The 25,380-nt window shown below is 41.5% G+C and carries 25 protein-coding genes; 17 read left to right on the plus strand and 8 right to left on the minus strand.

Annotated elements, in window-relative coordinates; translation table 11 throughout:
* Positions 1-7 precede the first annotated feature (7 nt).
* From pbp4b to VOI46_RS02995, 4 genes are all read left to right on the plus strand, one after another.
* The gene (gene pbp4b, locus VOI46_RS02980) at positions 8-1,672 is read left to right on the plus strand and encodes a penicillin binding protein PBP4B (RefSeq protein WP_004587500.1); all 1,665 of its coding nucleotides are present in this window, start codon (positions 8-10) and stop codon (positions 1,670-1,672) included.
* 187 nt (positions 1,673-1,859) lie between these two features.
* Positions 1,860-3,236 (plus strand): Na+/H+ antiporter NhaC family protein, encoded by a 1,377-nt coding sequence (locus tag VOI46_RS02985; RefSeq protein ID WP_004587501.1) that lies wholly within the window; start codon positions 1,860-1,862, stop codon positions 3,234-3,236.
* Between the two features lie 174 nt (positions 3,237-3,410).
* Positions 3,411-5,153 (plus strand): potassium/proton antiporter, encoded by a 1,743-nt coding sequence (locus VOI46_RS02990; protein ID WP_004587502.1) that lies wholly within the window; start codon positions 3,411-3,413, stop codon positions 5,151-5,153.
* Positions 5,154-5,368: 215 nt separating this feature from the next.
* Positions 5,369-7,030, plus strand: a complete 1,662-nt coding sequence (locus VOI46_RS02995; RefSeq protein WP_004587503.1) for a P-loop NTPase fold protein — start codon at positions 5,369-5,371, stop codon at positions 7,028-7,030.
* Between the two features lie 86 nt (positions 7,031-7,116).
* On the opposite strand, the gene VOI46_RS03000 is transcribed toward VOI46_RS02995, so the two are convergent.
* Genes VOI46_RS03000 through VOI46_RS03010 form a run of 3 tightly spaced genes read right to left on the minus strand, consistent with a single transcriptional unit; the run spans position 7,117 to position 8,937 of the window.
* Entirely contained in the window at positions 7,117-7,728 is a 612-nt protein-coding gene (locus VOI46_RS03000; protein ID WP_004587504.1) for a hypothetical protein, read from the minus strand.
* The gene (locus VOI46_RS03005) at positions 7,715-8,287 is read right to left on the minus strand and encodes a sigma-70 family RNA polymerase sigma factor (protein ID WP_083901806.1); all 573 of its coding nucleotides are present in this window, start codon (positions 8,285-8,287) and stop codon (positions 7,715-7,717) included. Before VOI46_RS03005 ends, VOI46_RS03000 begins: the two co-directional genes overlap by 14 nt.
* Before the next feature lie 14 nt (positions 8,288-8,301).
* Complete coding sequence (locus VOI46_RS03010) at positions 8,302-8,937, minus strand: energy transducer TonB (protein ID WP_004587506.1); 636 nt, start codon at positions 8,935-8,937, stop codon at positions 8,302-8,304.
* A 145-nt stretch (positions 8,938-9,082) separates the two neighbouring features.
* On the opposite strand from VOI46_RS03010, the gene VOI46_RS03015 reads away from it, so the two are divergent.
* Positions 9,083-9,589 (plus strand): DUF3087 domain-containing protein, encoded by a 507-nt coding sequence (locus tag VOI46_RS03015; protein WP_004587507.1) that lies wholly within the window; start codon positions 9,083-9,085, stop codon positions 9,587-9,589.
* Positions 9,590-9,623: 34 nt separating this feature from the next.
* A complete protein-coding gene (locus VOI46_RS03020) occupies positions 9,624-10,073 on the plus strand; it encodes a low molecular weight protein-tyrosine-phosphatase (RefSeq protein WP_004587508.1) in 450 nt (149 codons plus the stop codon).
* 42 nt (positions 10,074-10,115) lie between these two features.
* Here the strand turns inward: VOI46_RS03020 and VOI46_RS03025 are convergent, their stop codons facing one another.
* Positions 10,116-11,228 carry an energy transducer TonB gene (locus VOI46_RS03025; RefSeq protein ID WP_004587509.1) on the minus strand — a complete coding sequence of 371 codons (1,113 nt, stop codon included), beginning with the start codon at positions 11,226-11,228 and terminating at the stop codon, positions 10,116-10,118.
* 455 nt (positions 11,229-11,683) lie between these two features.
* Here VOI46_RS03025 and ribA point away from each other — a divergent pair, with 455 nt between their 5' ends.
* The 6 genes from ribA (at position 11,684) to csrA (ending at position 17,753) form a co-directional block, all read left to right on the plus strand.
* The gene (ribA, locus tag VOI46_RS03030; protein WP_004587510.1) at positions 11,684-12,307 is read left to right on the plus strand and encodes a GTP cyclohydrolase II; all 624 of its coding nucleotides are present in this window, start codon (positions 11,684-11,686) and stop codon (positions 12,305-12,307) included.
* Positions 12,308-12,387: 80 nt separating this feature from the next.
* Positions 12,388-13,176: a BPSS1780 family membrane protein gene (locus VOI46_RS03035; protein WP_004587511.1), complete on the plus strand. Its 789-nt coding sequence runs from the start codon at positions 12,388-12,390 to the stop codon at positions 13,174-13,176.
* Positions 13,176-13,628 carry a regulatory protein RecX gene (locus VOI46_RS03040; protein ID WP_004587512.1) on the plus strand — a complete coding sequence of 151 codons (453 nt, stop codon included), beginning with the start codon at positions 13,176-13,178 and terminating at the stop codon, positions 13,626-13,628. The genes VOI46_RS03035 and VOI46_RS03040 overlap by 1 nt, the downstream gene beginning before the upstream one ends.
* A gap of 19 nt (positions 13,629-13,647) precedes the next feature.
* Complete coding sequence (alaS, locus tag VOI46_RS03045; RefSeq protein WP_039972229.1) at positions 13,648-16,248, plus strand: alanine--tRNA ligase; 2,601 nt, start codon at positions 13,648-13,650, stop codon at positions 16,246-16,248.
* A gap of 6 nt (positions 16,249-16,254) precedes the next feature.
* Positions 16,255-17,472 carry an aspartate kinase gene (locus VOI46_RS03050; RefSeq protein WP_004587514.1) on the plus strand — a complete coding sequence of 406 codons (1,218 nt, stop codon included), beginning with the start codon at positions 16,255-16,257 and terminating at the stop codon, positions 17,470-17,472.
* Between the two features lie 89 nt (positions 17,473-17,561).
* Positions 17,562-17,753: a carbon storage regulator CsrA gene (gene csrA, locus VOI46_RS03055; protein WP_004587515.1), complete on the plus strand. Its 192-nt coding sequence runs from the start codon at positions 17,562-17,564 to the stop codon at positions 17,751-17,753.
* A 50-nt stretch (positions 17,754-17,803) separates the two neighbouring features.
* Here csrA and VOI46_RS03060 read toward each other — a convergent pair whose 3' ends face one another.
* The 3 genes from VOI46_RS03060 to VOI46_RS03070 all read right to left on the minus strand — a co-directional run bounded on the left by VOI46_RS03060 (position 17,804) and on the right by VOI46_RS03070 (position 18,845).
* Positions 17,804-18,271, minus strand: coding sequence for a YcxB family protein (locus tag VOI46_RS03060; RefSeq protein ID WP_004587516.1), 468 nt, complete (start codon positions 18,269-18,271; stop codon positions 17,804-17,806).
* A 156-nt stretch (positions 18,272-18,427) separates the two neighbouring features.
* Positions 18,428-18,619 carry a hypothetical protein gene (locus VOI46_RS03065; RefSeq protein ID WP_004587517.1) on the minus strand — a complete coding sequence of 64 codons (192 nt, stop codon included), beginning with the start codon at positions 18,617-18,619 and terminating at the stop codon, positions 18,428-18,430.
* A 52-nt stretch (positions 18,620-18,671) separates the two neighbouring features.
* Positions 18,672-18,845, minus strand: a complete 174-nt coding sequence (locus VOI46_RS03070; RefSeq protein ID WP_002961939.1) for a DUF1328 family protein — start codon at positions 18,843-18,845, stop codon at positions 18,672-18,674.
* Between the two features lie 527 nt (positions 18,846-19,372).
* Here VOI46_RS03070 and VOI46_RS03075 point away from each other — a divergent pair.
* The 5 genes from VOI46_RS03075 (at position 19,373) to VOI46_RS03095 (ending at position 23,848) form a co-directional block, all read left to right on the plus strand.
* Positions 19,373-19,618: an OadG family transporter subunit gene (locus tag VOI46_RS03075; RefSeq protein WP_004587518.1), complete on the plus strand. Its 246-nt coding sequence runs from the start codon at positions 19,373-19,375 to the stop codon at positions 19,616-19,618.
* A 9-nt stretch (positions 19,619-19,627) separates the two neighbouring features.
* Entirely contained in the window at positions 19,628-21,406 is a 1,779-nt protein-coding gene (gene oadA / locus VOI46_RS03080) for a sodium-extruding oxaloacetate decarboxylase subunit alpha (RefSeq protein WP_004587519.1), read from the plus strand.
* 11 nt (positions 21,407-21,417) lie between these two features.
* Positions 21,418-22,548 (plus strand): sodium ion-translocating decarboxylase subunit beta, encoded by a 1,131-nt coding sequence (locus tag VOI46_RS03085; RefSeq protein WP_004587520.1) that lies wholly within the window; start codon positions 21,418-21,420, stop codon positions 22,546-22,548.
* A gap of 138 nt (positions 22,549-22,686) precedes the next feature.
* Complete coding sequence (locus tag VOI46_RS03090) at positions 22,687-23,658, plus strand: aldo/keto reductase (RefSeq protein WP_004587521.1); 972 nt, start codon at positions 22,687-22,689, stop codon at positions 23,656-23,658.
* 13 nt (positions 23,659-23,671) lie between these two features.
* Complete coding sequence (locus VOI46_RS03095; RefSeq protein WP_004587522.1) at positions 23,672-23,848, plus strand: hypothetical protein; 177 nt, start codon at positions 23,672-23,674, stop codon at positions 23,846-23,848.
* A gap of 72 nt (positions 23,849-23,920) precedes the next feature.
* Here VOI46_RS03095 and VOI46_RS03100 read toward each other — a convergent pair whose 3' ends face one another.
* Positions 23,921-25,234 carry a peptidoglycan DD-metalloendopeptidase family protein gene (locus tag VOI46_RS03100; protein ID WP_004587523.1) on the minus strand — a complete coding sequence of 438 codons (1,314 nt, stop codon included), beginning with the start codon at positions 25,232-25,234 and terminating at the stop codon, positions 23,921-23,923.
* Positions 25,235-25,380 lie beyond the last annotated feature (146 nt).

Raw genomic sequence — 25,380 nt, forward strand, 5'->3', positions numbered from 1 at the left:
GGTGCAAATGGCTTTAGTAATAAATAAAAAATTAAGCAGCTGTTTTAAAACGGCTTTACTGGCGCTTGTTAGTGTTACTCTTGTAGCGTGCAGTACGGCAAATAAGCCAAATGAGTTTACAGCAAGTGAGCTTAAGCAAAGCAAATTAGTAACGCTTCCAAACGCCCAAGTTATTGTCACTTTTCCTGAGGCTAACCCAAGTAGCCGTGAGTACGTAAATAACCGTGGCACATTCAAAGCGTATAAAGGGCGAGGGCAGTTATTAATTCAAAATAATAACGCTATTAGTGCCGATATTTTTATAAATAACCAAAAGCTTAATATTACCAACCAATTAGCCGCTAATACTTTATATGAGTATTCGCTAGCAAGGCGCACCCACAACGGGGTAAATACGTTTAAGGTTGAAAATATTAAACCTAAAGGCGCAAGCCTTACCTTGCGCTTTGAGTTTCCGGCCTTAAATACCGCTGCGCAAAGTAATATAGACTTTAGCCAGGTCGATGCCCTTATTGAAAAAGACATACAAGCTGGTTTTCCCGGGGCAGTATTAGCCGTTATTAAAAGTGGCGAACTCATAAAGCTTAGTGCCTATGGCGATGCCAAACAGTACCAGCAAAGTGATTTAATGCTACTACGCCCAGAGCCAATGCAAACACATACTCTGTTTGATTTAGCCTCTAACACCAAAATATTTGCCACTAACTTTGCCCTAATGAAACTTGTAAGCGAAGGGCTTTTAAATATAAACAAGCCCGTACAAAGTTACTTACCCGAATACAAAGGTGATGGCCGCGAGCTGCGCACAGTTAAAGATTTACTCACGCATACAGCAGGTTACCCACCTGTGTTTGATTTTCATCGTAAAGGTGCTAAAACTGGCGATGCGTATTTTTCGCAAAATAGCCAAACCACAAAGCAGCTGTTACTTACGCAAGTACCGCTGAGCAATAAATACCCCGCACAAGCCGTTTACTCCGATATTGATTACATGATTTTAGGCGTACTAGTTGAGCGAATAACCGGGCAACCACTTGATGACTACCTAGAGCAACACATTTACGCCCCACTTAAACTGACCAATACGGTATTTAACCCACTTAAAAAGGGCTTTAAACGCGCTGAATTTGCAGCAACCGAGCTTAGCGGCAATACCCGTGATGGCCGTATTACCTTTGAAAATATTCGTACCAATGTTTTGCAAGGCGAAGTGCACGACGAGAGAGCATTTTATTCGTTTAATGGCGTAGCAGGGCATGCCGGTTTATTTAGTAATGCACCCGATTTAGCTGTGCTTTGCCAAGTACTATTAAACCAAGGTGGCTTTGGCAATACCCAATTATTTAGCGCATCAACCTTAGCGCAGTTTGTAACGCCACAATTAAACAACGAAACCTATGGCCTAGGCTTTAGGCTTGCAGGTAACAACCAAGCCAGGCGTTGGCATTTTGGCCCTTACGCAAGCGCACAAGCGTATGGGCACACCGGCTGGACGGGCACAGTAACGGTTATTGATCCAACCTACGACTTAGCCATTATTTTATTGACCAATGCGCGGCACACAAAAATAAAAGGAAGCCAAAAACATTACCAGTTTTTGGGCAAACAATACGAGACCGCGCAATATGGCTCGGTGGTATCGCTTATTTACGAAGCACTACTAAATCAATAAATTATCGTTTAGGCTAAAACGGCCTAAGTGCAGTGCCTTAAGTGATTTATTTGCAGGTGACTTAACTAAGCCAATCCATTAAGCTAAGCGGTTTACAAATTCAGGCCACATTTTTAAAACGGCCTGTAAAATAAGCGTTTCAACGTGAATAAAGCGAACGCACTTCGCTATTAATAAAGGTTAATTTATGTCTTGGTATTCTATATTACCGCCGCTCATTGCTATCGCTATCGTATTTTGGCGAAAAGAAGTAATAATGGCACTTTTGGTGGCCGTGGCTTCGTCAGAATTTTTACTCGCTATACAAGGCGAGGGTAATACCTTATTTGCTACATTTTTAAATACCATTGAGCGCATAATATCGGTAGCCAGCTCGCCGGGTAACACTCGCATTTTAATATTTAGTATTATGATTGGTGCCTTGCTTGCCTACATACGCGAATCTGGCGGCGTAGCAGCCACCGTTAATATGCTTATGAATAAAGGCATTGCAAAAAGTAAGCGCCAAGTTGGCTTTTTAACCATGTTTACCGGCATCGCAGTATTTATAGAGTCAAACCTCAGCGTATTAACCTCAGGTATTGTATCGCGCGGCTTGTTCGACAAGTTTAAAATGAGCCGAGCGCGTCTTGCTTATATTATTGATAGTACCAGTGCACCGGTGTGTATTTTAATATTACTTAACGGTTGGGGCGCATTTGTACTGGGTTTACTTGGCAATTACGAGCTAAGCGAATCGGCGGTTTCTATTTTATGGGGCAGCGTAGGGTACAACTTTTACGCCATTATCACGCTAGTCATTGTGTTTTACACTATCGCGTTTGATAAAGTACACGGCCCAATGAGAGAAGCCGAGCAAAAGCTAGAGCTGCAAAAAACCGACCTAAAAGAAGAAGTAAAAGGCTCTAAAGCGCGTTACATGCTCGTGCCATTACTTACCTTAATTGTGAGCATGGTAGGCTTTATGTTTTACACCGGCAACGGCGTACTTGCAGAAGGCAGCGGCTCTAAATCGGTTTTATACGCAACGGTATTAGCCATTGTGGTTGCATATGTTTTAATGATTAGCTCGCGCCAATTTACTCACCATCAATTAGTCGACACCGGCTTTAAAGGCATGGGCGAGTTATTACCGCTGGTGAGCATTGTATTGCTTTCACTTACACTGGGCGCAAGCTTAAAAGAGCTAGGCACGGGCGTATTTGTCGCATCACTAGTGGGCGATTACCTACCTATTTACTTAATTGTACCAGTGCTGTTTTTAACCGGCGCGGTTATGTCGTTTACTACAGGTACATCGTGGGGCACATTTGCCATACTTATTCCTATTGGCGTACCGCTTATTCAAGCGCTCGGTTTGCCACCTTCACTGGTGGTGGGCGCTATTTTAGGCGGCGGTATATTTGGCGATCACTGCTCCCCTATATCCGACACCAGCGCCGTATCGGCACTCGCCTCGGGGTGTGACTTACTCACCCACGTTAAAACGCAGCTACCGTATGCGTTATTTGGCGGCGCACTGACGTTTATAGCGTACTTAGTAACAAGCATAATAGTGTTATAAAATTTGCTCGTTTAAATACTCAAAAGCCTGCTTAATCGCAGGCTTTTTTGTTTTAAATATGCAGTTAAGTACCCGTATTTATATTTTTTAGGTTATTGTATAGCATGAGCTTTAAGCTTTTTAATAGCTATAAATTCTTACTTTTTAACTTATACAAGGCTGTAAACCCACACTATGTTTGTAATAGATAATATCATTCTTGTTAGTGCCATTTTAATTTTACTAGGGGTTATCTCGAGCAAGCTATCTGCGCGCGTTGGCTTACCCGTGCTGGTGCTATTTTTACTGGTGGGCATGCTTGCAGGTGAAGACGGTATTGCCGGCATATCATTCGATAACGCAGAGGCGGCGCATGCTCTGGGCACGCTAGCACTGGCTATTATTCTATTTGATGGTGGGCTACAAACGCCAACCAGTTCAATTAAACAAGTGTGGAAACCTGCTTCGGCTTTAGCAACGGTCGGGGTGCTTTTAACGGCTGTAATTACCGGCCTTGTCGCCACTTATATTTTAGACCTACCCGTATTACAAGGTGTTTTGCTGGGCGCTATTGTGGGCTCTACAGATGCCGCAGCCGTATTTGCACTTTTACGAAGCGCCGGTATTCACCTAAATAAAAAGCTTAAATCAACCCTTGAAATAGAAAGCGCCTCGAACGACCCAATGGCTATTTTTTTAACGGTTGGTTTGCTCGAAATGCTAGTGAACGACATGCCAATAGGGCTGGGTTTACTGCAGTTATTTGCCCAGCAAATGGGCGTAGGCGCCGTTTGTGGGTTTTTAATTGGTAAGGTGTCGGTGTGGTTTATTAATCGAATAAAATTAAACGCATCAGGTTTGTATTTAGTAATGGTAACCGCATTTGGGCTGCTTTCTTTTGGCCTTTCTGCAACGCTTGGCGGCAGTGGCTTTTTAGCTGTATTTATAACTGGCGTTATTTTAGGTAACAGTAAATTTGTATATAAACGCGGCATTTTTCTGTTTCACGATGGTTTAGCGTGGCTTGGGCAAATAACCATGTTTGTTGTGTTAGGGCTTTTAATTAATCCCTCGTCGTTGGTTGATGTATGGTTAGAAGGGTTGTTAATTGCACTGGCACTTATTTTTGTTGCTCGCCCACTAGCGGTAGCGCCAATTTTGAAATTATTTGGCTTTAATAATCGCGAAACTTTATTTGTATCTTGGGTGGGGCTAAGAGGCTCAGTGCCGATTATTTTAGCTATATTCCCACTGTTGTTTGGCCTTTCAGGGGCGGAGCTTATTTTTAATGTGGTTTTTTTCGTGGTGTTAATCTCGGCCACGTTGCAAGGCTCAACTATGCCTTGGATGGCTAAAAAGTTAAGTTTAATAGAGCCGCCACCCGATTTAGCAGCTGCAACGCTCGAAATTACCGCCCTAAACGATATTGATATAGAAATTGTAGAGTATACGTTAAGTGAGGTTTCTCGCGTTTCTGGGCGCAGTTTGTCACATGCTGCACTACCAGAAAGTGTAGTTGTAGCCATGATCACACGAGGGCCTTCAATCATACCGCCACGCGGCTCTACTAAATTAAAACCAAACGATCATTTATTTGTTGTTTTAAAACCCGCTAACAGACCTTTTGTTGATTTAGTTTTTACAGCAACCGATAAAACAAACCACCAAGACAGTCACTTAGCGCGCAACGAACTTAAAGTGAAAGGGGTTACGCTAGTAGGCGATATATTTTACTCATATCACATGAAAATAGACGCCCCAGAGGGCATAAGCTTGGAAGAGGTGATCAACCAAAAGCTCTCAGGAGAAATCAGTAAAGGCTCAATTGTGGTTATTGGTAATGTTCAACTACGCGTTATAACAATGGTACATACACGTATAGTGACCATCGGCTTAAAGTACTTACACAATCCAGAACAACGGCTTTTAAAGCAGTAACCATTACCGATAATTTACAAGATATTAGCGACGTAGGTTGGGTTGAGTGACACGAAACCCAACGTATCACCAATGTAATGAGCACACTAAAGTTAGTTATATGTAGTGTTTGTTGTAGGCGTAAAGCTTGCTGGCGCGTTGGGCGTTAGCTCGGAGAACTCAGCGGCGATCGTTTTATATCGCACTATGAAAAAAGACTACTTAAAAGGAATTAAATGAAAGAATTTAATTGGAGTGAAGCAACTAAGCCACCATTAGAGGAATATTTTCCTGCAGATAAATTAGATAGAGCTCGCTACGCCACTTTCTTATCAAGGCTATTGGCTCAAGAAGGTTATGACGAAAGTAGGCCTGATGATGAGCAAAAGAAAAACTATGTATTAAATCTTAATGCTGAATGGGGGGCAGGTAAAACCTATTTTCTTAAGCGTTGGTCACGAGAATTAATAGTAGATTTTCCTGTTGTATATATTGATGCATGGCAGCAAGACTATTCAGACGACCCATTTTTAACTGTAATTGCAGGTATCATCAAGCAGCTTCAACGTCAGGCTAAGTTTAATATAACCATACCTAAAAGTGCAGTTTCTATGTTTAAGGCCGTTGCACCTGCTATCGCACAAGGCCTAACTAAAAAAATATCAGGCATCGATTTAGATGAGTTACACACATTACTATTTTCTGATGATGAAACTGAAAATGACCAAAATCAAAACTCTAATAAGCCGACGGGCAGCGACTTTTCGCCTGCTGTAAAGGCGCTTGCACAAAACTTAATTAAAGATCATGAAGCTAAAAACAAAAGTATTGAAGTAATAAAATCTAAGTTAGCTGATTGGGTAAATAAGTTTGAAGAGCAGGAAGATAAGTCGTTACCTATATTTATTTTTATTGATGAATTAGACCGTTGTCGCCCAAGTTATGCAGTAGAAATGCTAGAGGCGATTAAACATATTTTTAATGTAAAAGGTATCGTATTTGTTGTGGCTACGGATACCGATCAGCTTCAACATACAATAAAATCAATATACGGTGAAGGGTTTGACGCTAAGGTTTATTTAGGCCGTTTTTTTAATAGTCGTTACAGTTTAAAGCGTCCTGCTTTGAAGGATTTTTTATCAGTACATAGTGATACAACTAAATTTGAAACTGCGTATTTAGAAAGTAAAAATATTGAGCTACTCCCTCGTACCAAAACGTCCGAAACCACTTTAGCTAATATCTCAGTTGTATTAGATGCCTTTCAGGTGTCAGCAAGAACAGCTATTCAAATTACTGAACGTATTACTGCCATTATTATTAATTTACCAAGTGGCAAAAAAGTAGATGTTCTTGTGCTCGCTATTTTGTTTTGTATCCATGAAAAAAACCACCCACTTTATGAGGAGATAATAAATGGTAGGTTCAAAAGAACAGAACGAGGTGATGAAAATAAGATCATAGATATTAGCCTAGCTGACTTCTTACAAGGGGATATATCAGAAGAGTATTTATTAGCCGAGATAATCTATTTTATTGATCCACAGTCATACACCTCTCAATTCCATAACGGCCGTTTCGTTCCAAAAGATAATAAGTACTTTGAGGGAAATTATCCTATTTCACTATCTAAATTTATTGAGAATATTTTTTGCAGTATTTTTATCTCAGAATCAAATCCTTATGATGTTTTGATTTTTGATAGCGATGACGGTTTAACTGAGTTGCAAAACGCAGAAAAGAACCTAGCACAGCATAAAATAGAAACTTCTCCAGAAGTTACTTTATTATGGCTTAACTATATCTATAACAAAGATGAATACAACAAAATATCTAAAGAGCAATATCGTGATTTTATAGAGCTTTCCTCACCACTAGACTACATGGGCGATAGTTAACTACCTCTGTGCAGCGCGAAGCGCCTCTGTGTTCTCGGTGGTAATATTTATCTAAATTACCACCAACCTTAACTGAGACAAACCACCTAAACCCCACACTGCCTAACTCCAGCACCCGCATGTTTAAGTGCAATAATCTGCCCTTTGCCGTTATGTGCCATAGCCAGCATATCACCGGTATTTATATTACTTTCCACTGCGTGCCTTCCCTTTAAATCACTGAGCAGTGACTGCTTAATTTGCACCAGTACCTCGTCATTACAGCTGGCTATGTACCAGTCGTTATCAACCTTTACGAGCGTGCCGTATTCTATGTGGCGTTGTTGGTGTAAGCGCAAGCTATTAGCGTGTTGAGTATCGAGTGCGTGTTTTTGCTCGGTAATGGCGCTTGTGTAACTGCCCGATGGGGTTATTTCGTGGGTTTTAATAATTGAGTAGTTGTGAATATCGATGGTATTAAGTACGGTTTTAGGTGCGTGGTTAATGCCCTCGTTACTATCAAACACAATAAAGGCGAATACGCCCAGTGCGCAGGCAAGGCTGGTTAACTGTAGCGTAAAACTAAGCCTTGAGGGCTTTTTATGGCTGGCATTATTAAGTAACGCTTTTTGCTGGGAAGCGCTGAGTGTAGTGCGTGCTTTTCGCTCTTTGTAGTGTTGAGTGAGCTTTTGATCAAACTGCTCATCAGGCTTGTTCATTGTTTGCTCCTAATAAACGTTTAAGGTTTTGCTTGGCATAGCGCAGCCTTGTTTTTACGCTCTCATGGTTGCTTTGCGTTATAAGCTCTATGTCGGCGAGGCTAAAGCCTTCTTGTTGTAAGGTAATGGCTTCGCGCTGTACAAAGCTCAGTTGCTTGAGTGCGCTATCGAACGCTTGGTAATTTATATTGCTAATACTGTTGTTATTACCTTGCTCATTTTGCTGCGCGGGTAGGTGGGTGTTTTCGTCAAGCTCTACAAAGCGCTGTTGTTTGCGGTATTCGTCTACTAATGTGTTGCGCGCGAGTTTAAATAACCACGCTTTTGGCGTGGTTTGCGCTTGGTAAAGGTGGCGTTTTTCGATTACTTTTAGCCAGGTTTGTTGGCTTACGTCGTATGCTAAATGCGTATTAGATTGCGTCACTAGGTAGTGATATAAATCGTTACTGTATAGGGAAATAAGCTGCTCTAAGTGGCGGTTGTCGCCACTTTTTGCGTAACTTGCCATGCAATCCTTGCTTGGCGTTTCAAATAACCATGACTTAATACTGAGTAGCATAGGCGTTTAGTCCGTTAAATAGAGTTATCTAATTTAAAATCGAGCTGTACGGTTTGATCTGTTTGTAATTGTGCCACACCTTCTATTACTTTGGGGCGATATTTCCAGCGTTTTATGGCTCTTATTGCTTCGCGGTCAAAGGTGCGTTTGGGCTCGGCGTTTATTACCACTGGGTTTATTACTTCGCCGGTGGGCGAAATACTAAAGCTGAGTTGTACCCAGCCTTCTATGCCATTGCGCGCAGCAGATGTTGGGTATTTTGGATTTATGCGCACTATGGGGGTTGCATCGCCTGTTGGGCGGTTAATCGTGCTATTTATATCATCTCCAAAATCATCAATAGTGATTGGTGTTAATTCGTTAATCGCTATTACAGGGTCGTTTGAGGTATCGATTGGTGGCGCTTTAGGCGGCGTTTTTGGCACAGGCGGTGGTGGCTGTATTTTTTGTATATGCCTTACTTGTGAATCCTCTGGTGCCTGAAAAATCTCTACAATAATATCCTCGCCGAGTTTTATAGGTGCGCGCTGCTCGCCACTAATTAAGTATTGCATAAATGCAAAGGCGGCAAAGGTCATTACTGCGCCGCCAATAACGGCGGTTGATGTTTTAATAAATGCTGAATTATTGGGTACTTCAAGTGTGTGCATAAGCCGCTCCGAGTAAACTTATTGGGTTGTTTAAAAGCTATAACGGGGGGCAAATCAAAAAGGGGTTAAATAATTTTATAAAAATTGCGGGGTTTAGTTACAATAGCGTTCGCTATATTTTTACTTATTAATTTTTTAGGCTGTTATGCAACTCATACAAATAGATAAAGCTCGTTACCGCAAACATTTAAATAGGGTAATTGCTGGGTGTGCGGCGGGTTTAGCTGTTGGCAGCTTAGCTATATCGCAAACGTTAATTGCGTTGTTTCCTGATGAAAGCGGGAGCCATTTTCATTGGAATTTAACCGGTGTTGTTATAACAAGTTTGGCCATTGGCTGGCTGTTAAATAAATACCGTACCCATAGTTTTATGACCGAGGTGGTATATGTGTGGGAGCTTAAACAAGCGCTTAATAAAATAACCCGCAAAATGCCAAAGCTAAAAGCGGCAGGGCGCGAGGGTAATGCCGATGCATTATTAGCGATTCATTATAGTTATGCGGGCTCACGGCTTTTATGGCAGCTTGACGATAACACCATTACTATGGACGAGTTAGCTATAAAACAAGCGGAGCTTGATAGTGTGGCGGCCAAGTATAACCTGACTTTAAATGCCGATGACTATAACGAGGCTATATTAAAACAGTTTTAAAGCCTAGGTGGTTAAATTAGCTAAAGGAGCCTTAATGAAAAAAGTACTGATAGTGTGTTTAGGTAATATTTGCCGCTCGCCCACAGCAGAGGCGGTGTTAAAAGCGCGCGCTAAAAAATTAGGTGTTGAGGTTAAGGTAGACTCGGCAGGGACTTTTGGCTACCACGAAGGTAAAACGCCAGATAGCCGCTCAATGGCTGCAGGCGAAAAACGCGGTTATAGCTTTAAAGGTATATTTTCGCGCCCAGTGCGCAGCAGCGATTTTACTGAGTTTGATTTAATTTTAGCGGCCGACACACAAAACTTAGCTGACTTAAAAGCGCAATGCCCCACCCATTTACATTACAAGCTGGCATTGTTTTTAGAATACGGCGAGCAAAGCCAAAGCGCCATACCCGACCCATACTACGGCGGCGATGATGGCTTTGAAAATGTGCTCGATTTAATTGAAGCCGCAAGCGATAAAATACTCGCAAAGCTTTGAGTAAAACTACCTGAACAAAAAGACGCTATAATATCTTGCGTGTTATCTGGCTATTTTAAAGTCGAGCTGTACTTGAGTGCTTGCAACAACGGGTTGGCCGTCTTCAAATTTTGGTGCATAACGCCACTTTTTAAGTGCTGTAAGTGCCGACCTTTCAAACTCTTTCCCCCCTTGTGAGCTAACTACCTCTGGGTTTTTAACAAAGCCTGCGGTATCTACGTCAAATTCAACAACGACAATACCGTCTCGCATTTGGCGCGCTTTGTTTGGTGGGTACTCAGGGTTTTTGCGGTATATAGGTGTTTGCTCTTGTGTTTTTTTCCACGGCACCATTTTAGCAATTGCTAAACAATGCTTAGTGGCTTGTTCGCTTTGGCCTGTTTTTTCATAAAGGTTAACAAGCTTTGAGTGCGCAGTAAGCTCAGCGCTGTGATCAAAGCTTAAGTTGTTATCAAATACCGATACAACATGGTTTAGTCGTTCAATGGCTTCATTGTATTTTTTCTTACCTTGAGCAAACGACGCCATTAAAAAGTCGGCTTTAATGCGCTCTACGGTGTTGTCGTCTAGGTTATTACGGTAGTAGTCATCGGCTTGGTTAAGCAGTGTTTTAGCTTTATGGTATTTTTTATGAGCAAATTTTTTGGCTAACAGCGAGGCTGCTTCAAACTGCATGTCGGCAACGAATTTAGGGTTGTTTTGTGTTTTAGCAATCTCAATTACACGCTCGTAATCGTTATCGGCTTGATAGGCCGAGCGGGTGTTTTCAGCCTTGCCTATTAGGGCATCGATTGTTTCTATTGCATTTTTACCGTGGTTATTTGCCAGTATTGTATAGGCTTGCGAGTAAAGTTCGAAGCGTTGCTCTGATACATTTTTTTTGTCGTTGGTAGAGCGCGGCGCTGTAATTGCTTTGGCGTAATTAATAGCAAGGCTTGCGGTGTTATCACTTTTATCACCATAAAGCGCAAGGCCTGTAAAATAGGCATGTTTAGCTGCTTGCTCTATGTTTTCGTCTTTTTTAACAGCCGTTAAATAACTTTGGTATGCATCAGAAAAGGCGGCTTTATCATCGCTTACTTGGCTTGCATTGGCCTGGCTTGCAAAAGCCGTAAAGGTTAATCCGATAACTAAGGCGAGGTGTTGTGCTTTCATAATAATCCCTATTAGTGTTCAATCTAGAAACAAAATACCACAAGTGATAATGGTTTTCATTACTCTTTGTGTGGGCGTTTACTTATAAAACTAACTAATTACCTAATACCCATGTGCACTAAGCTGTAACTAATTTTCGTCATTAAACTGTGCTAAAAGTGCCTGCTGAGATAACTAGGTAACACCGTTTTAGCTTTTTATAGGTGCGGTGTATTAACTTAATGTATAAGCAGCGTGGTAAAAGTAATAAAATTAAAATAGCAAATGCGTACAAGTTTGTCATTGTTTTGGGGAAATAGCCCTAGGTAGTGGGAGTTTATTGCATATTAAGATTGAAAATAGGCTGTGTAATCGCCATATATTTGCCATAAACCTAGTGTACTACGATCTAACTTTAAACATTTGTGATATTATCACCTTATGGTGTCGTAGTTATTTAATTATTTGGATTTGTCGTGGCGCAAGTAAGAGCAAGAGCCCAGCTTAATGTTGGCAAAAATAGTGATATTCCCGCAGAAATAGTGTCTTTTAGTGGCTTAAAAGACGGCCAAGAACACGTTGCGTTTGTATTTAACAATGCTGATGTAAATCAAAATGTGCCGCTTATTCGCATGCACTCTGAGTGTTTAACCGGTGATGTGTTTCATTCATCGCGCTGCGATTGTGGCGAGCAGTTAAATGAGTGTATTGAAATGATGCACGACCAAGGCGGGGTGTTATTGTATTTACGCCAAGAGGGCCGAGGTATTGGTTTATATAATAAAATTGATGCTTACGTGCTGCAATCTCAAGGTATGAACACTTACGAGGCTAATAACCACTTAGGCTTTGCTGACGACTTACGTGATTTTTCGGACGCGGTATTAATGCTCAACGCACTTAATTTAAGCCACGTTAAATTAATGACCAATAACCCTAAAAAGCTTAATGCATTAAAAGATGCCGGCATTGAAGTAGACACCGTTATTGGTACCCATGCGCATATTAAAGCAGGCCTTACAGGTAACAAAGCTTACCTAGAAACCAAAATAAAACACGGCGCACATATGTTAGATATTAAAAAAATTAAAAAACCTTAACTATTTAATCATGTAGTGTCTGTTAATCCCCCCTCACGCCAAGTTATACTTGGCGTGTTTTGTTTAATTTAAGAGCCTGTATGTCTAACGAATTACGAATTTTTAAAGCCGATGCCGGGCTAAAGTGGTTTAAAGCCGGTTGGCATATTTTTAAAACCCAGCCATTTACCTTTGTAGTTATGCACTTATTAATAGGCATAGTGGGCATACTGTCGTTATTTTTACCTTTGCTGCAAGTTGTTGCGGCACTTGCCACGCCTTTTTTAACCGCCGGTTTTTACCAAGCGGTACTTAGCAAGCAGCAAGGCGGTAAAATTATGCTGGCCGACATACTCAAACCCTTTAGCGCAAAAGGTAACCGTTTAGGGCTGCTACGTTTAGCGCTTTACCAAATGGGGGCGGGTATTTTAATGGCCTTGTTAGCTAATGGCCTATTTGCCGATGCAGTAGCTATTATGAGCCAAGAGGGGCTTGATCCTAACATTGCGCTTGAGCAAACCTTAAATAGTATTTCGGGCGCCAGTGTGGTGCTATTTTTAGTGGCAATGGCGGTGTATTTAATGGCGTTTGCTTACGCGGTACCGCTTATTTATTTTAGTAAAGAAAAACGCATTTTAACGGCGCTTAAAAATTCGCTATTGGTTTTTTATCATAACCTGTTCGCATTGAGTGTTTTTGGCATTATTTGTGTGTTATTTATGGCGCTTTCTATGTTCTTATCGTTCTTACCGCTGTTGATTTTAATGCCAATTTGCTACATTAGTTTCTTTGTATCTTATCAGGCTATTTTTATGCCAGTTGTACCGCCAAGTGACGATAGTAATGTTAAACCACTTAGCAGTGAACAAAGCGGGCGCTTTGACGCTTAATGGATGATAAGTTAAAACAAAAGCTTAAAAACTATGTACTGTGGTTACTTGGGCGCCAAGAATATTCGCGCCGCGAGTTAACCTTTAAGCTTCAGCAAAAAGAAGCCAGCGACGAGTTTATAGAAACCCTGCTTAATTGGTGCGAAGAGCACAATTTTATTAACGAGCAACGCTATTGCGAAGGGTTTGTCAGAAAACACATTTTTAAAGGCCATGGCTTAAAGCGCATTCAAAGCGAAGCCATAGGCAAAGGGATTGACCGTTCACTACTTGAAAGAGTGGTTGAAGAGCTTGAAATAGACTGGTTTGAGCTTGCGCAGGAAGCGTACAACAAAAAGTATTCAACTACACCGGCCAACCTCGAGTACAAAGATAAAGCTAAGCGCGTGCGCTACTTAATGTACCGAGGATTTAGCTACGAACAAATTGATTTTGCAATGCAAGCACAGTAAATACAGGTGAGATTTTCACATGCAGCACATGACTACGGCACAACTTAGGCAACAGTTTTTAGACTTTTTTGCCAGCAAACAGCACCAAATTGTCCAATCGGCTTCACTTATTCCGGGTAACGATGCCACGTTGTTATTTAACAATGCCGGTATGGTTCCTTTTAAGGATGTGTTTTTAGGCGCCGAAACTCGCCCTTACACGCGTGCTACAAGTGCACAGCGTTGTGTGCGTGCTGGTGGTAAACATAACGATTTAGAAAACGTAGGTTACACAGCGCGTCACCATACATTTTTTGAAATGCTAGGTAACTTTAGTTTTGGCGATTACTTTAAACAAGACGCAATTAAGTTTGCGTGGGAGTTTTTAACTGAGGTTGTTAAATTACCACAAGAAAAACTACTTGTTACTATTTACCACGACGATGAAGATGCATTTGGCTTTTGGCACAATGATATTGGCCTAAGCGAAGATCGTATTATTCGTATTGCTACCTCAGATAACTTTTGGTCAATGGGCGATACTGGCCCATGTGGTCCGTGTTCTGAAATATTTTACGATCACGGTGAGCACATTTGGGGTGGTCCTCCGGGCTCGCCTGAAGAAGATGGCGACCGCTTTATCGAAATTTGGAACCTTGTATTTATGCAGTACAACCGTCAAAGCGACGGTACTATGGAGCCGCTGCCTAAACAATCTGTTGATACAGGTATGGGCCTTGAGCGTATTGCTGCTATTTTACAAGGCGTGCATTCAAACTACGAAATCGACTTGTTCCAAGGCTTAATTGCAGCTGCGGCAAGTGTAACTAACGCACAAGATTTAAACGATAAATCGCTACGCGTTGTTGCGGATCATATTCGTTCGTGTGCGTTTTTAATTTCTGATGGTGTTATGCCATCAAACGAAGGCCGTGGTTATGTATTGCGTCGTATTATTCGTCGTGCAGTGCGCCATGGTAACAAGCTTGGTGCACAAGGTGCGTTTTTCTATAAACTGGTTGCAGCGCTTATTGAACAAATGGGCCAAGCCTACCCAGAGCTTGCAAAGCAGCAAGAAATTATCGAAAAAGTACTGCGCATTGAAGAAGAACAATTTGGTAAAACCCTTGAGCGTGGCTTAGCTATTTTAGAAGAAAGCCTAAGCGAGCTTAAAGGCGATGTTATTCCTGGTGACTTAGTATTTAAATTATACGACACCTATGGTTTCCCTGCTGATTTAACGGCCGATGTAGCCCGTGAGCGCCAAATGACAATAGACCATGCAGGCTTTGAAGAGTGCATGGCGGTACAGCGTAAAACAGCGCAGCAAGCTGGTAAATTTGGTGCCGATTACAACGAGCAATTAAAGTCAGAAAAACACACTGAGTTTAAAGGCTACGACAGCACACATTACAGCGCTACAGTAGTAGAAGTGTTTGCAAATGGTGAGTCGGTTTCTATTTTAGAAGACGGCCAACAAGGCATTGTTGTACTTAACCATACGCCATTTTATGCAGAATCTGGTGGCCAAACAGGCGATACCGGTACCATTACTGTTGCAGGTGGCGAGTTTACAGTGACTAACACTACTAAACTGGGTAATGCGTTTGCACACCACGGTAGCGTACAAGGGCGCATTGCGGTTAATGATAAAGTAGATGCAACTATTGATGATGAACGCCGTGAACGTATTAAGAAAAATCACACAGCTACGCATATTTTACACGAAGCTCTGCGCCAATTATTAGGTGAACACGTAAGCCAAAAAGGCTCGCTGGTTGAGCCTGAACGTTTACGTTTTGACTTCTCACACTTTGAAGCGGTTACTAAAGACGAGCTACGTGAAATTGAGCGTGTAGTTAACGATGAAATTCGTCGTAACTTTGCCCTAAACACTGAGCTTATGGCGATTGATGACGCTAAAGCAAAAGGGGCAATGGCGCTGTTTGGCGAAAAGTACGACGATGAAGTACGCGTAGTAACCATTGGCGATTACTCAATTGAACTGTGTGGCGGTACGCACGTAGAGCGCGCGGGTGATATTGGCTTATTTAAAATTGTATCTGAAAGCGGTATTGCTGCAGGCGTACGCCGTATTGAAGCAGTAACAGGCGCAGATGCAGTGGCGTATGTAAGCGAGCAAGAAAAACAGCTAAACGATGTAGCGGCGCTGGTAAAAGGTGATAGCGCATCGGTACTTGAAAAAGTAACTGCGCTTCTTGAAAAGTCTAAAGGCCTTGAAAAGCAAATTGCACAGCTTAACGATAAACTAGCCAGTGCAGCGGGCGCGTCTTTACTTGATTCGATTGTTGAAATTAATGGCGTTAAGCTATTAGTGGCAAACGTTGAAGGAACTGAATCTAAAGCGCTTCGAGGTATGGTTGACGATCTTAAAAACAAGATTGGCTCAGGTGTTATTGCACTGGGTGTTGCCAGCGGCGAAAAAGTAAGCCTAATTGCCGGTGTAACGAAAGATTTAACCGGTAAAGTTAAAGCCGGTGAGCTTGTAAACCACATGGCAGGCCAAGTAGGCGGCAAAGGGGGCGGTCGTCCTGATATGGCACAAGCGGGTGGTTCACAGCCTGAAAACCTAAACGCCGCGCTTGAAAGCGTGACTGCCTGGGTAAGTGAGAAAGTTTAAGCTTACGTGGCACTTATTGTCCAAAAGTTTGGCGGCACTTCGGTTGGCTCTATTGAGCGAATAGAAGCGGTCGCCGACCTTGTTGTTAAAACTAAGCAGCAAGGTCATCAAGTGGTTGTGGTTCTTTCGGCCATGTCGGGAGAAACCAACCGCTTAATTAACCTCGCCAAGCAAATAGATACTCGCCCGAGTAGCCGAGAATTAGACGTACTTATTAGCACTGGAGAACAGGTTTCTGTTTCGCTCCTTGCTATGGCTATTATAAAACGTGGCCATTCGGCTGTAAGCCTACTAGCCGATCAGGTTAATATTCAAACCGATAACATGTTTGGTAAAGCCCGTATTGAAGAGGTTGCTGCGACGCGTTTAAAGCATGAGCTTGAGCATAATCGGGTTGCGATTATTGCCGGTTTTCAGGGGCGCGATGTAGAGGGCAATATTACAACCCTTGGACGCGGCGGCACCGATACCTCTGCGGTAGAAATAGCCGCGGCAATAAAAGCCGATGAATGTCAGATCTATACCGACGTTGATGGCGTATACACTACTGATCCTCGTGTAGAACCAAACGCGCAGCGAATGCGCCATATAACGTTTGCGGAAATGCTAGAGCTGGCAAGCTTAGGCGCAAAAGTATTGCATATTCGTGCTGTTGAGTCTGCTGGTAATCATAAAATGCCGCTAAGGGTGCTTTCGAGTTTTGAGCCCGATGAAGGAACGCTAATAAGTTTTGAGGAGAGCGATATGCCAACTAAGGTTGTGTCGGGGATTGCGTTTAATCGTGACGAATGCTTGATAAAGGTACATGGCGTACCATACTGTGTTCATTCTCTTACAAAAATTTTGAAACTTTTTGCAGAAAATGGCATCGAAATAGATATGATTAGTCAAGTTAATCATAACTTTGAAAAAATAGACTATGCTTTTACTGTGCATTCAAATGACTATTTGCAAGCACACGATTTACTAACTCAACAACAGGTAAATCTGCAGGCTGATAGCATTTCTAGTGATACAACAGTTGCAAAAGTGTCGGCTGTTGGCATAGGAATGAAGTCTCACAGTAGTGTAGCGCATCAATTTTTTGATGCATTGGCGCAAGAAGGCATACACATAGTTTTAGTATCGACGTCTGAAATCAAGGTATCGGTTTTAATTGACGAGAAGTATTTAGAACTAGCAGTAAGAGCGTTACACTCAGAATTTTTAACAGAAAATGGATAGTTTGGGAGTTTTTACTTACTTTTCAATCAATTTTTCATTAAAATGGTCAAGCGGAATCTTATAATTTATTGGAACATGGGAGCAAGAGAATGCTAATACTAACTCGTAGAGTAGGTGAAACCCTAATGATTGGTGACGAAGTAACTGTTACTGTATTAGGTGTTAAAGGAAATCAAGTTCGAATTGGTGTTAACGCACCTAAAGACGTTTCAGTGCATCGTGAAGAGATTTACATGCGTATACAAGCTGAAAAGTCTAACCCTAATCCGGGCAATGCTTAATCAACACGTATACTTAGCTGAGTAATGCACTTAGCTATACCAAAAGCCACTCACTGAGTGGCTTTTTTGTTTATAAAATCGCGCATTTCATCGGTTAATACACTGCTAGAAATATATTGCATACCTTTATTATGGTGCACTAAGTAGCCGTGGTTGGTTTTAATAATATGGGTTATTTCTGCCCACTTAAATGTATGGCTTTTATAGTGGTTTTCGGTGCTAATAGCGTCATCGGTAAACGAAAGAGTAACCGTTGAGCCCGAAGCACGACTAAACATTTGGCGCGTAACCCACCAAGGCCTGCGGTAATAAAAGGCAACGCATTCTAATACACCTAGCATTATTAAAAATGTACCTAGGTAATGATCGTCCATAGCGTAAATACTAATTAAACCTAAGCACACCAGTAATGCCAGCAAAAAATACTTTGGCTTGGCTGCTTTACTATAAGAGTGGGACTCGTCAAAGCATTCGTAGTAGTAGGGTTTATCGAGTGTGTAAGTGGTGGTCAGTGCCATAATTGCTAATAAGTAATAGTTTTCGCTATTTTAACAAGCTAGCGTAAAAATCACACCCGTTAATGTAGGCTATGCATTATAAGAGTTAGAAGCCGCTTTTTATTAGCGCACAAAAAAACGGCTTATTAAAAGCCGTTTTTTACGTTACCAAACAGATTAACAGTTAGTTTCTTCTGCGTTAACGCCTTCTTTTACATTTTCACATGCATCTTCAACAGAGTTTTGCACGTCAGTTACTGCTTCATCAATACGCTCACCTGCTTCTTCTGCGTGGTTGTCTTCACAACCCATCATAAAGAAACCTGCAAATACGGCGATTAGTGCTGCTTTTAAAGTTGTTGAGTTCATAATGTAATTCCTTGTATATGTTGATTGTTTAGTGTTTTAAGTATGTTAGTAGCTACCTGGGCGATTTACCGCGCAGCGCACCTGAAACTAAAGAAATCACTAAAAGTACTAAAAAGATAAAGAATATAATTTTTGCTATACCAGCTGCGGCACCTGCGATACCACCAAAACCTAACACTGCAGCGATTAAAGCAATAACTAAAAATGTAATTGTCCAGCGTAACATTGTTTTCTCCTTGGTTATCAAATTCGTTCGAAAGTAATAATGCCAGTTGCGTGCCAGAGTTTAATTTTATTAATTTTCAATATGTTATGTTTTTTGAGCGAGAGTTGTAAATTTAGGATTGGTAAGTTTTACGTTTAACGATGTAACTTATTCACACTATTGTAAAGAGAGTGAAAAAATAAATATTTTTTGCGCGCTTCTTTACTAGTCCTGGTAAGACCAATTTACATTTTAGCCCAAGCTGATTTTTTACCTGCCGTTTAACTTACTATTTTTTATAGTTTTTAAGTTTTTTTGGGTTTAACCATATAACCTTTGCCTATAACGGTTATTTTTATCATCTATATCTAAGCTAATTTAACCCTGTATTAGCTATGTTAACTATTGTGACTGTATGTTAGTTTAATTTTAATTGGTTTTACCAATTGACAGGTGGTGGACAAAGTTAAAAGTTTTGTTATCATTCGGTGAATAATTATTTAAATAAAGCGGTTTTTTATATCGCTATATAGTGCAGGGGGAGAAAAATGGATATAGGAGCTGTACTCACAACCGCAGGTAGCTTGATGCTGACGGGCATGGTGGGCGTGTTTGTATTTCTTTCAATATTGATTGGTGCTGTGTCACTCATGTCTAAATTGGTTGCTCGTTTTGACGAGGCTGAAGTTGCAATACCGGTTAAATCACCATCTTTAAAATCTCAAGGTGTGCCAAACGAGCACATCGCTGCTATTAGTGCTGCCATTGCTCAGTACAAATCAAATAATAAATAAGAGGCACACATGGCTAAATTAAAATTAACAGAACTTGTTTTACGCGATGCTCATCAGTCTTTACTTGCAACCCGTATGCGCTTAGATGACATGCTACCTATTGCTAGCAAACTTGATGATGCCGGTTATTGGTCTATTGAGTCGTGGGGCGGCGCTACGTTTGACTCGTGTATTCGTTATTTAGGTGAAGATCCGTGGGAGCGTATTCGTGCCCTTAAAAAAGCAATGCCGAATACTAAACAGCAAATGCTATTACGTGGGCAAAATTTATTGGGTTACCGCCACTATGCCGATGACGTGGTAGAAAAGTTTGTAGAGCGTGCCCACAAAAATGGTGTAGATGTATTTCGTATTTTTGACGCCATGAACGATGTGCGTAACTTAGAAACGGCAATTAAAGCGGCTGTAAAAGTAGGAGCACACGCACAAGGCACTATTTCTTATACTGTAAGCCCTGTGCATACCCTTGATATGTGGTTAACCCTTGCAAAACAGCTAGAGGATTTAGGTTGTCACTCTATTTGTATTAAAGATATGGCAGGCTTATTAAAACCATACGATGCAGAGCAACTTATTAAAGGGCTAAAAGAAACCGTTTCTATCCCTATTGCTATGCAGTGCCATGCAACCACAGGTTTAAGTACAGCTACGTATCAAAAAGCCATTGATGCAGGCATTGATATGCTTGATACCGCAATTTCTTCAATGAGTATGACTTACGGTCATTCAGCTACAGAAACCATTGTAGCGATTGTTGAAGGTACGCCCCGCGATACCGAATTAGATTTAAACCAGCTAGAAGAAATAGCGGCTTATTTTAGAGATGTACGTAAAAAGTACGCTGCCTTTGAGGGGAGCCTTAAAGGTGTTGATGGCCGTATTTTACTCGCACAAGTACCTGGTGGCATGTTAACCAACATGGAAAACCAACTCAAAGAGCAAGGCGCAGCAGATAAGCTAAATGAAGTATTACTTGAGATCCCACGCGTGCGTGAAGATTTAGGTTTTATTCCGCTAGTTACTCCTACATCGCAAATTGTAGGCACACAAGCAGTACTAAATGTGCTTACGGGTGAGCGTTATAAAACAATTACCAAAGAAACCGCCGGTGTTTTAAAAGGCGAGTATGGTTTAACACCTGCACCTATGAACAAAGAGCTGCAAGAGCGAGTGCTTGATGGCAGTGAGGTTATTACGTGTCGCCCTGCAGATAATATAGCCCCAGAGCTTGCATCGCTTGAAGCTGAGCTGCAAAAAGAAGCGCAAGAACAAGGTTTAACACTTGCTGATGAGCAAATAGATGACGTGCTTACCTATGCATTATTCCCACAGGTTGGCCTTAAATTTATTAAAAATCGCAACAACCCAGATGCCTTTGAAGCAGTGCCAAGTGCTGATGATGCAAACACTAAGCCTGCAGCAAAACCTGCAAGTAACAAAGGTGTTAGCGCTGAGCAATACAGCGTTAAAGTTGACGGTAAAGTTTACGATGTAGTGGTTGCGCAAGGTGGCGAGCTTAAAGAGGTAACGCTAAAAGATTCAGAGCACTTACCACAATCAGCATCGGTTGCATCAGGTGAAACACTGAATGCGCCACTGGCAGGTAATATTTTTAAAGTAAAAGTAAAAGCAGGCCAAGCCGTAAACGAAGGCGATGTGGTTGTTATTATGGAAGCGATGAAAATGGAAACCGAGGTTCGTGCAATGCACTCAGGTACTGTGGCTGAGGTCTTAGTGTCTGAAGGTGATGCTGTGACAACGAGCGATGCAATTATAGCGATGGTGTAGGGGTAGCTTTAATGGAAGGTCTTTTAAACCTTTGGCATGCTACCGGCATTGCTAACTTTACGTTTCCTGGCTTAATAATGATTGCGGTAGGGTGTTTGTTGTTGTTTTTAGCCATTGCTAAAAACTTTGAACCCCTATTACTGCTGCCGATTGGCTTTGGCGCAATACTGACTAATATTCCGGTTGCTGGGCTTTCTGACCCAGGTGGTTTGCTTTATTACGTGTATTACGTAGGTATTGATACGGGGATCTTCCCTTTATTAATTTTTATGGGAGTAGGGGCGCTGACTGATTTTAGTGCGCTTATTGCCAACCCGCGTATGTTATTACTGGGTGCAGCCGCGCAGTTTGGTATTTTTGCCACCTTGTTTGGGGCAATTTTATTAAACTATGTACCTGGCTTTGAATTTAGCTTACAAGATGCCTCAGCCATTGCCATTATTGGCGGTGCCGATGGCCCTACAGCCATATTCTTAGCATCTAAGCTTGCCCCTGATTTACTAGGTGCCATTGCGGTTGCTGCTTATTCTTACATGGCGTTAGTGCCAATTATTCAGCCGCCAATTATGCGCGCATTAACTACACCTGATGAGCGTGCTATTAAAATGCCAGAGCTGCGCAAAGTATCTAAAAAAGAGAAAATAGTATTTCCTTTAATGGTACTGAGCTTAACCGCTATGTTTTTACCAGCGGCTATTCCCTTAGTAGGCATGTTCTGTTTAGGTAATTTAATGCGTGAGTCTGGTGTTGTAGATAGGCTTAGTAACAGTGCCCAAAACGAAATTATTAATATAACCACGATATTTTTAGGTTTGGCAGTAGGCTCTAAACTAGCGGCCGATCAGTTTTTAACTGTAGAAACCATTGGTATTTTGGTGCTCGGTGCGCTGGCATTTGCTATTGGTACAGCGTCGGGTGTGTTTATGGCAAAAGGCCTTAACAAGCTTTCTAAAACACCTATTAACCCTTTAATTGGTGCTGCGGGTGTATCGGCAGTACCGATGGCGGCGCGTGTAGTTAATAAAGTTGGGCTTGAGAATAACCCACATAACTTTTTACTTATGCATGCTATGGGGCCAAACGTAGCTGGGGTGCTAGGAAGTGCCGTAGCCGCAGGTATATTACTGGCGCTTGTTGGCTAGTATTTAGGATTTAATCCAACCGATTAGCGCAGTTTACTGCGCTTTTTTTATGCCTATAAAACTGTACGTATTAAAGTTTGTTTGCAGACGTGTTTTTGTTTACAGTGAGGGCTATGCACACTAATAAGGATAGTCATCATGCTTCACACCCCTTTGGCAAAATATTTACCTCATGTTAGTAGACTCGTTTTTGGCTGTATGGGCCTAGGCGGCGGTTGGAATAAAGACGCCATTACTAAGGCTCACTTAAAGCAAACTCACGAGTGTATTGATGCAGCCATAGCTGGCGGCATTAACTTTTTTGATCACGCCGATATTTATACCTTTGGCAAAGCCGAGCAGGTATTTGGCCAAGCACTAGCTGAGCGACCAGAGCTTCGCGAGCACATGTATATTCAATCTAAATGCGGTATACGTTTTGAAGATGATAAAGGCCCTAAGCGTTACGATTTTTCGGCCAAGTGGATTGAAGAGTCAGTTGAAGGTTCACTTAAACGTTTAAACACCGATTACCTTGATGTGCTTATGCTTCATCGCCCTGATCCGTTAATGGAAGTAGAAGAAATTGCACAAGTATTTAGCTGTCTTCAAGAAAGCGGCAAAGTACGTAATTTTGCCGTATCGAACATGCAGCAGCACCAAATGAACTTTTTACAACACGCCCTAGATATGCCAATTGTTGCTAACCAAATTGAAGCAAGTTTACAAAAACACCAATTTGTTGATGAAGGCGTTTATGCAGGTAATGCAGATGGAAAAGATCTTAACTTTACACCGGGCAGTGTAGAGTATTGCCGCCACTTTGATATTCAAATACAAAGCTGGGGAAGTTTATGCCAAGGGCTATACACAGGGGGCGATTTAACAAATGCATCGCAAGCCGACATAAATACCAGCATACTCGTAAATAAGCTTGCTGCACTTTACGATACAACACCTGAGGCAATTGTTTTAGCTTGGTTATTACGCCACCCTGCATTAATACAGCCAATTATTGGCACAACGAACGTTGAGCGTATTGCAGCGTCATGCGGTGCGCTAAATGTTACGTTAAGTCGCGAACATTGGTATGCATTATATGTAAGTGCCAAAGGCCATGAATTACCATAATTAAGGTTTAGGAATGAATATATTTGTTATTTTAATTTGCTTGTTTGTCGCCTTAGCAGTGCTGATACCTTTGCTTGAAAAGTACCAAGGTAAAATGGGGTTGGATGGCGCAACTAAATACAGCAAATATATTTGGCCGCTGGTTATGGTTTCTTTAGTCGTACAGCTAATTTATGTATTAATGAACTAATTAATAAAAAACACAAAAAAGCCTTTGCAGGTTAACCCTGCAAAGGCTTTTTTAGTATCTATAACTTATACGTTACTTAAGTGCTAGCTGTAGTTCGCGATTGCGTTCAAGCTGTGCAATAAAGTTTTCGGCAATAGGTTTAAACTTAGCAAGTTCAGAGCGTGGTAATGGCTCAGACTTAGGTAACTTAACGGTTTTAGGATTACGGTGTACACCATTTACTAAAAATTCGTAGTGTAGGTGCGCGCCTGTTACACGGCCGGTAGAACCCACGGTACCAATTTTGTCACCTTGTTTAACCTTTTGGCCTGTTTTAACAAGCTTTTTGTTAAGGTGTAAGTACTTAGTTACGTACTGTGTGCCATGGCTTATAAATACGTAGTTACCATTGTACTTACTGTAACCTGCTTTAATTACTTTACCGTTACCCGAGGCTACAACCGGAGTGCCTGTACGTGCTGCGTAATCAATACCACGGTGCGCTCTTACTTGCCCTGTTACTGGGTGTAAGCGACGTGGGTTAAAGCTCGAGCTAATATACTTAAAGTTTACTGGCGCACGTAAAAATGCTTTTTTCATGCTTCGCCCTTCAGGCGTATAAAAGCTGCCGTCGGTATGGCGAATAGCCGCATAACGCTGGCCTTGGTTTATAAATTCTGCCGCAATAATTTTACCAGTGCCAATAAACTCGCCATCAACATAATGCGACTCGTAAATTAGCCCAAACTGATCGCCCTTACGAATATCGTTGGCAAAATCCACATCCCAACCAAATATATCAGCAAAGTTCATTATTTGGCGCTCGCTTAAGCCTGCAGCAATAGCTGAGGTCCAAAAGCTGCTAGAAATTTCGCCACCGGCTGTTTTGCTCAGTGTTTCTATTTCTTTGCTATCTATTGATGTGTCGTAATTACCTTCGTCATTTAAGGTAACAAACAAAGTATCTGTTTTTGAAATAACATAACGAAGTTGAGCTAAATCACCGTTTTCTGCTGTTGCAAAACTAAGTATTTCACCTGGGTGTATTTTAGTTAGTTTGCGTGTTTCAGCATTGGTGTTAATTAGCTTGTGAAGCGTTTGCGCTGAAAAGCCAGCACGCTTGAAGATAATTGCTAAATTATCGCCGTTTTTAACTTGATGATCGACTAAGTCGTATTCTGGCAGCTTTTCTGCTGCTTCTGGCGAATTTAATTCAGTTAATTTTTCGTTGTCTTCAACTTTAACTTGTAACTCGTAACGCTTACCAATTTCTAGTGCATTTGCACTATTGTCTTTGGATGCAGTCGCTTTTTCTGAAGGAAGAAAGGCTAAGCCAACAATAGCAGAAACCAAACCTAGAATAAGCAATTTGTGTTTTTTGGGAAGCGTGTTAACCACGTGAACCATAACGTGCCTTTTCTGCTGTCGTGAAAATAAAATATATATTAATGCAGGATATACGTAATAAGGTACGAATACTAGTAAATAAAGCTAAAAGCCCCGCAAATGTTAGTAAAATGACAATTTATAGTTGTTTAAGTTTATCGATTTAA

It is taken from the genome of Pseudoalteromonas sp. CuT4-3, from assembly GCF_035666335.1.
Classification (GTDB): domain Bacteria; phylum Pseudomonadota; class Gammaproteobacteria; order Enterobacterales; family Alteromonadaceae; genus Pseudoalteromonas; species Pseudoalteromonas atlantica.

Coding starts and splice junctions, on each gene's coding strand:
- pbp4b (WP_004587500.1), top strand. CDS start 8: ATGGCTTTAGTAATAAATAAAAAATTAAGCAGCTGTTTTAAAACGGCT.
- VOI46_RS02985 (WP_004587501.1), top strand. CDS start 1,860: ATGTCTTGGTATTCTATATTACCGCCGCTCATTGCTATCGCTATCGTA.
- VOI46_RS02990 (WP_004587502.1), top strand. CDS start 3,411: ATGTTTGTAATAGATAATATCATTCTTGTTAGTGCCATTTTAATTTTA.
- VOI46_RS02995 (WP_004587503.1), top strand. CDS start 5,369: ATGAAAGAATTTAATTGGAGTGAAGCAACTAAGCCACCATTAGAGGAA.
- VOI46_RS03000 (WP_004587504.1), bottom strand. CDS start 7,728: ATGAACAAGCCTGATGAGCAGTTTGATCAAAAGCTCACTCAACACTAC.
- VOI46_RS03005 (WP_083901806.1), bottom strand. CDS start 8,287: ATGCTACTCAGTATTAAGTCATGGTTATTTGAAACGCCAAGCAAGGAT.
- VOI46_RS03010 (WP_004587506.1), bottom strand. CDS start 8,937: ATGCACACACTTGAAGTACCCAATAATTCAGCATTTATTAAAACATCA.
- VOI46_RS03015 (WP_004587507.1), top strand. CDS start 9,083: ATGCAACTCATACAAATAGATAAAGCTCGTTACCGCAAACATTTAAAT.
- VOI46_RS03020 (WP_004587508.1), top strand. CDS start 9,624: ATGAAAAAAGTACTGATAGTGTGTTTAGGTAATATTTGCCGCTCGCCC.
- VOI46_RS03025 (WP_004587509.1), bottom strand. CDS start 11,228: ATGAAAGCACAACACCTCGCCTTAGTTATCGGATTAACCTTTACGGCT.
- VOI46_RS03035 (WP_004587511.1), top strand. CDS start 12,388: ATGTCTAACGAATTACGAATTTTTAAAGCCGATGCCGGGCTAAAGTGG.
- VOI46_RS03040 (WP_004587512.1), top strand. CDS start 13,176: ATGGATGATAAGTTAAAACAAAAGCTTAAAAACTATGTACTGTGGTTA.
- alaS (WP_039972229.1), top strand. CDS start 13,648: ATGCAGCACATGACTACGGCACAACTTAGGCAACAGTTTTTAGACTTT.
- csrA (WP_004587515.1), top strand. CDS start 17,562: ATGCTAATACTAACTCGTAGAGTAGGTGAAACCCTAATGATTGGTGAC.
- VOI46_RS03060 (WP_004587516.1), bottom strand. CDS start 18,271: ATGGCACTGACCACCACTTACACACTCGATAAACCCTACTACTACGAA.
- VOI46_RS03065 (WP_004587517.1), bottom strand. CDS start 18,619: ATGAACTCAACAACTTTAAAAGCAGCACTAATCGCCGTATTTGCAGGT.
- VOI46_RS03070 (WP_002961939.1), bottom strand. CDS start 18,845: ATGTTACGCTGGACAATTACATTTTTAGTTATTGCTTTAATCGCTGCA.
- VOI46_RS03075 (WP_004587518.1), top strand. CDS start 19,373: ATGGATATAGGAGCTGTACTCACAACCGCAGGTAGCTTGATGCTGACG.
- oadA (WP_004587519.1), top strand. CDS start 19,628: ATGGCTAAATTAAAATTAACAGAACTTGTTTTACGCGATGCTCATCAG.
- VOI46_RS03085 (WP_004587520.1), top strand. CDS start 21,418: ATGGAAGGTCTTTTAAACCTTTGGCATGCTACCGGCATTGCTAACTTT.
- VOI46_RS03090 (WP_004587521.1), top strand. CDS start 22,687: ATGCTTCACACCCCTTTGGCAAAATATTTACCTCATGTTAGTAGACTC.
- VOI46_RS03095 (WP_004587522.1), top strand. CDS start 23,672: ATGAATATATTTGTTATTTTAATTTGCTTGTTTGTCGCCTTAGCAGTG.
- VOI46_RS03100 (WP_004587523.1), bottom strand. CDS start 25,234: ATGGTTCACGTGGTTAACACGCTTCCCAAAAAACACAAATTGCTTATT.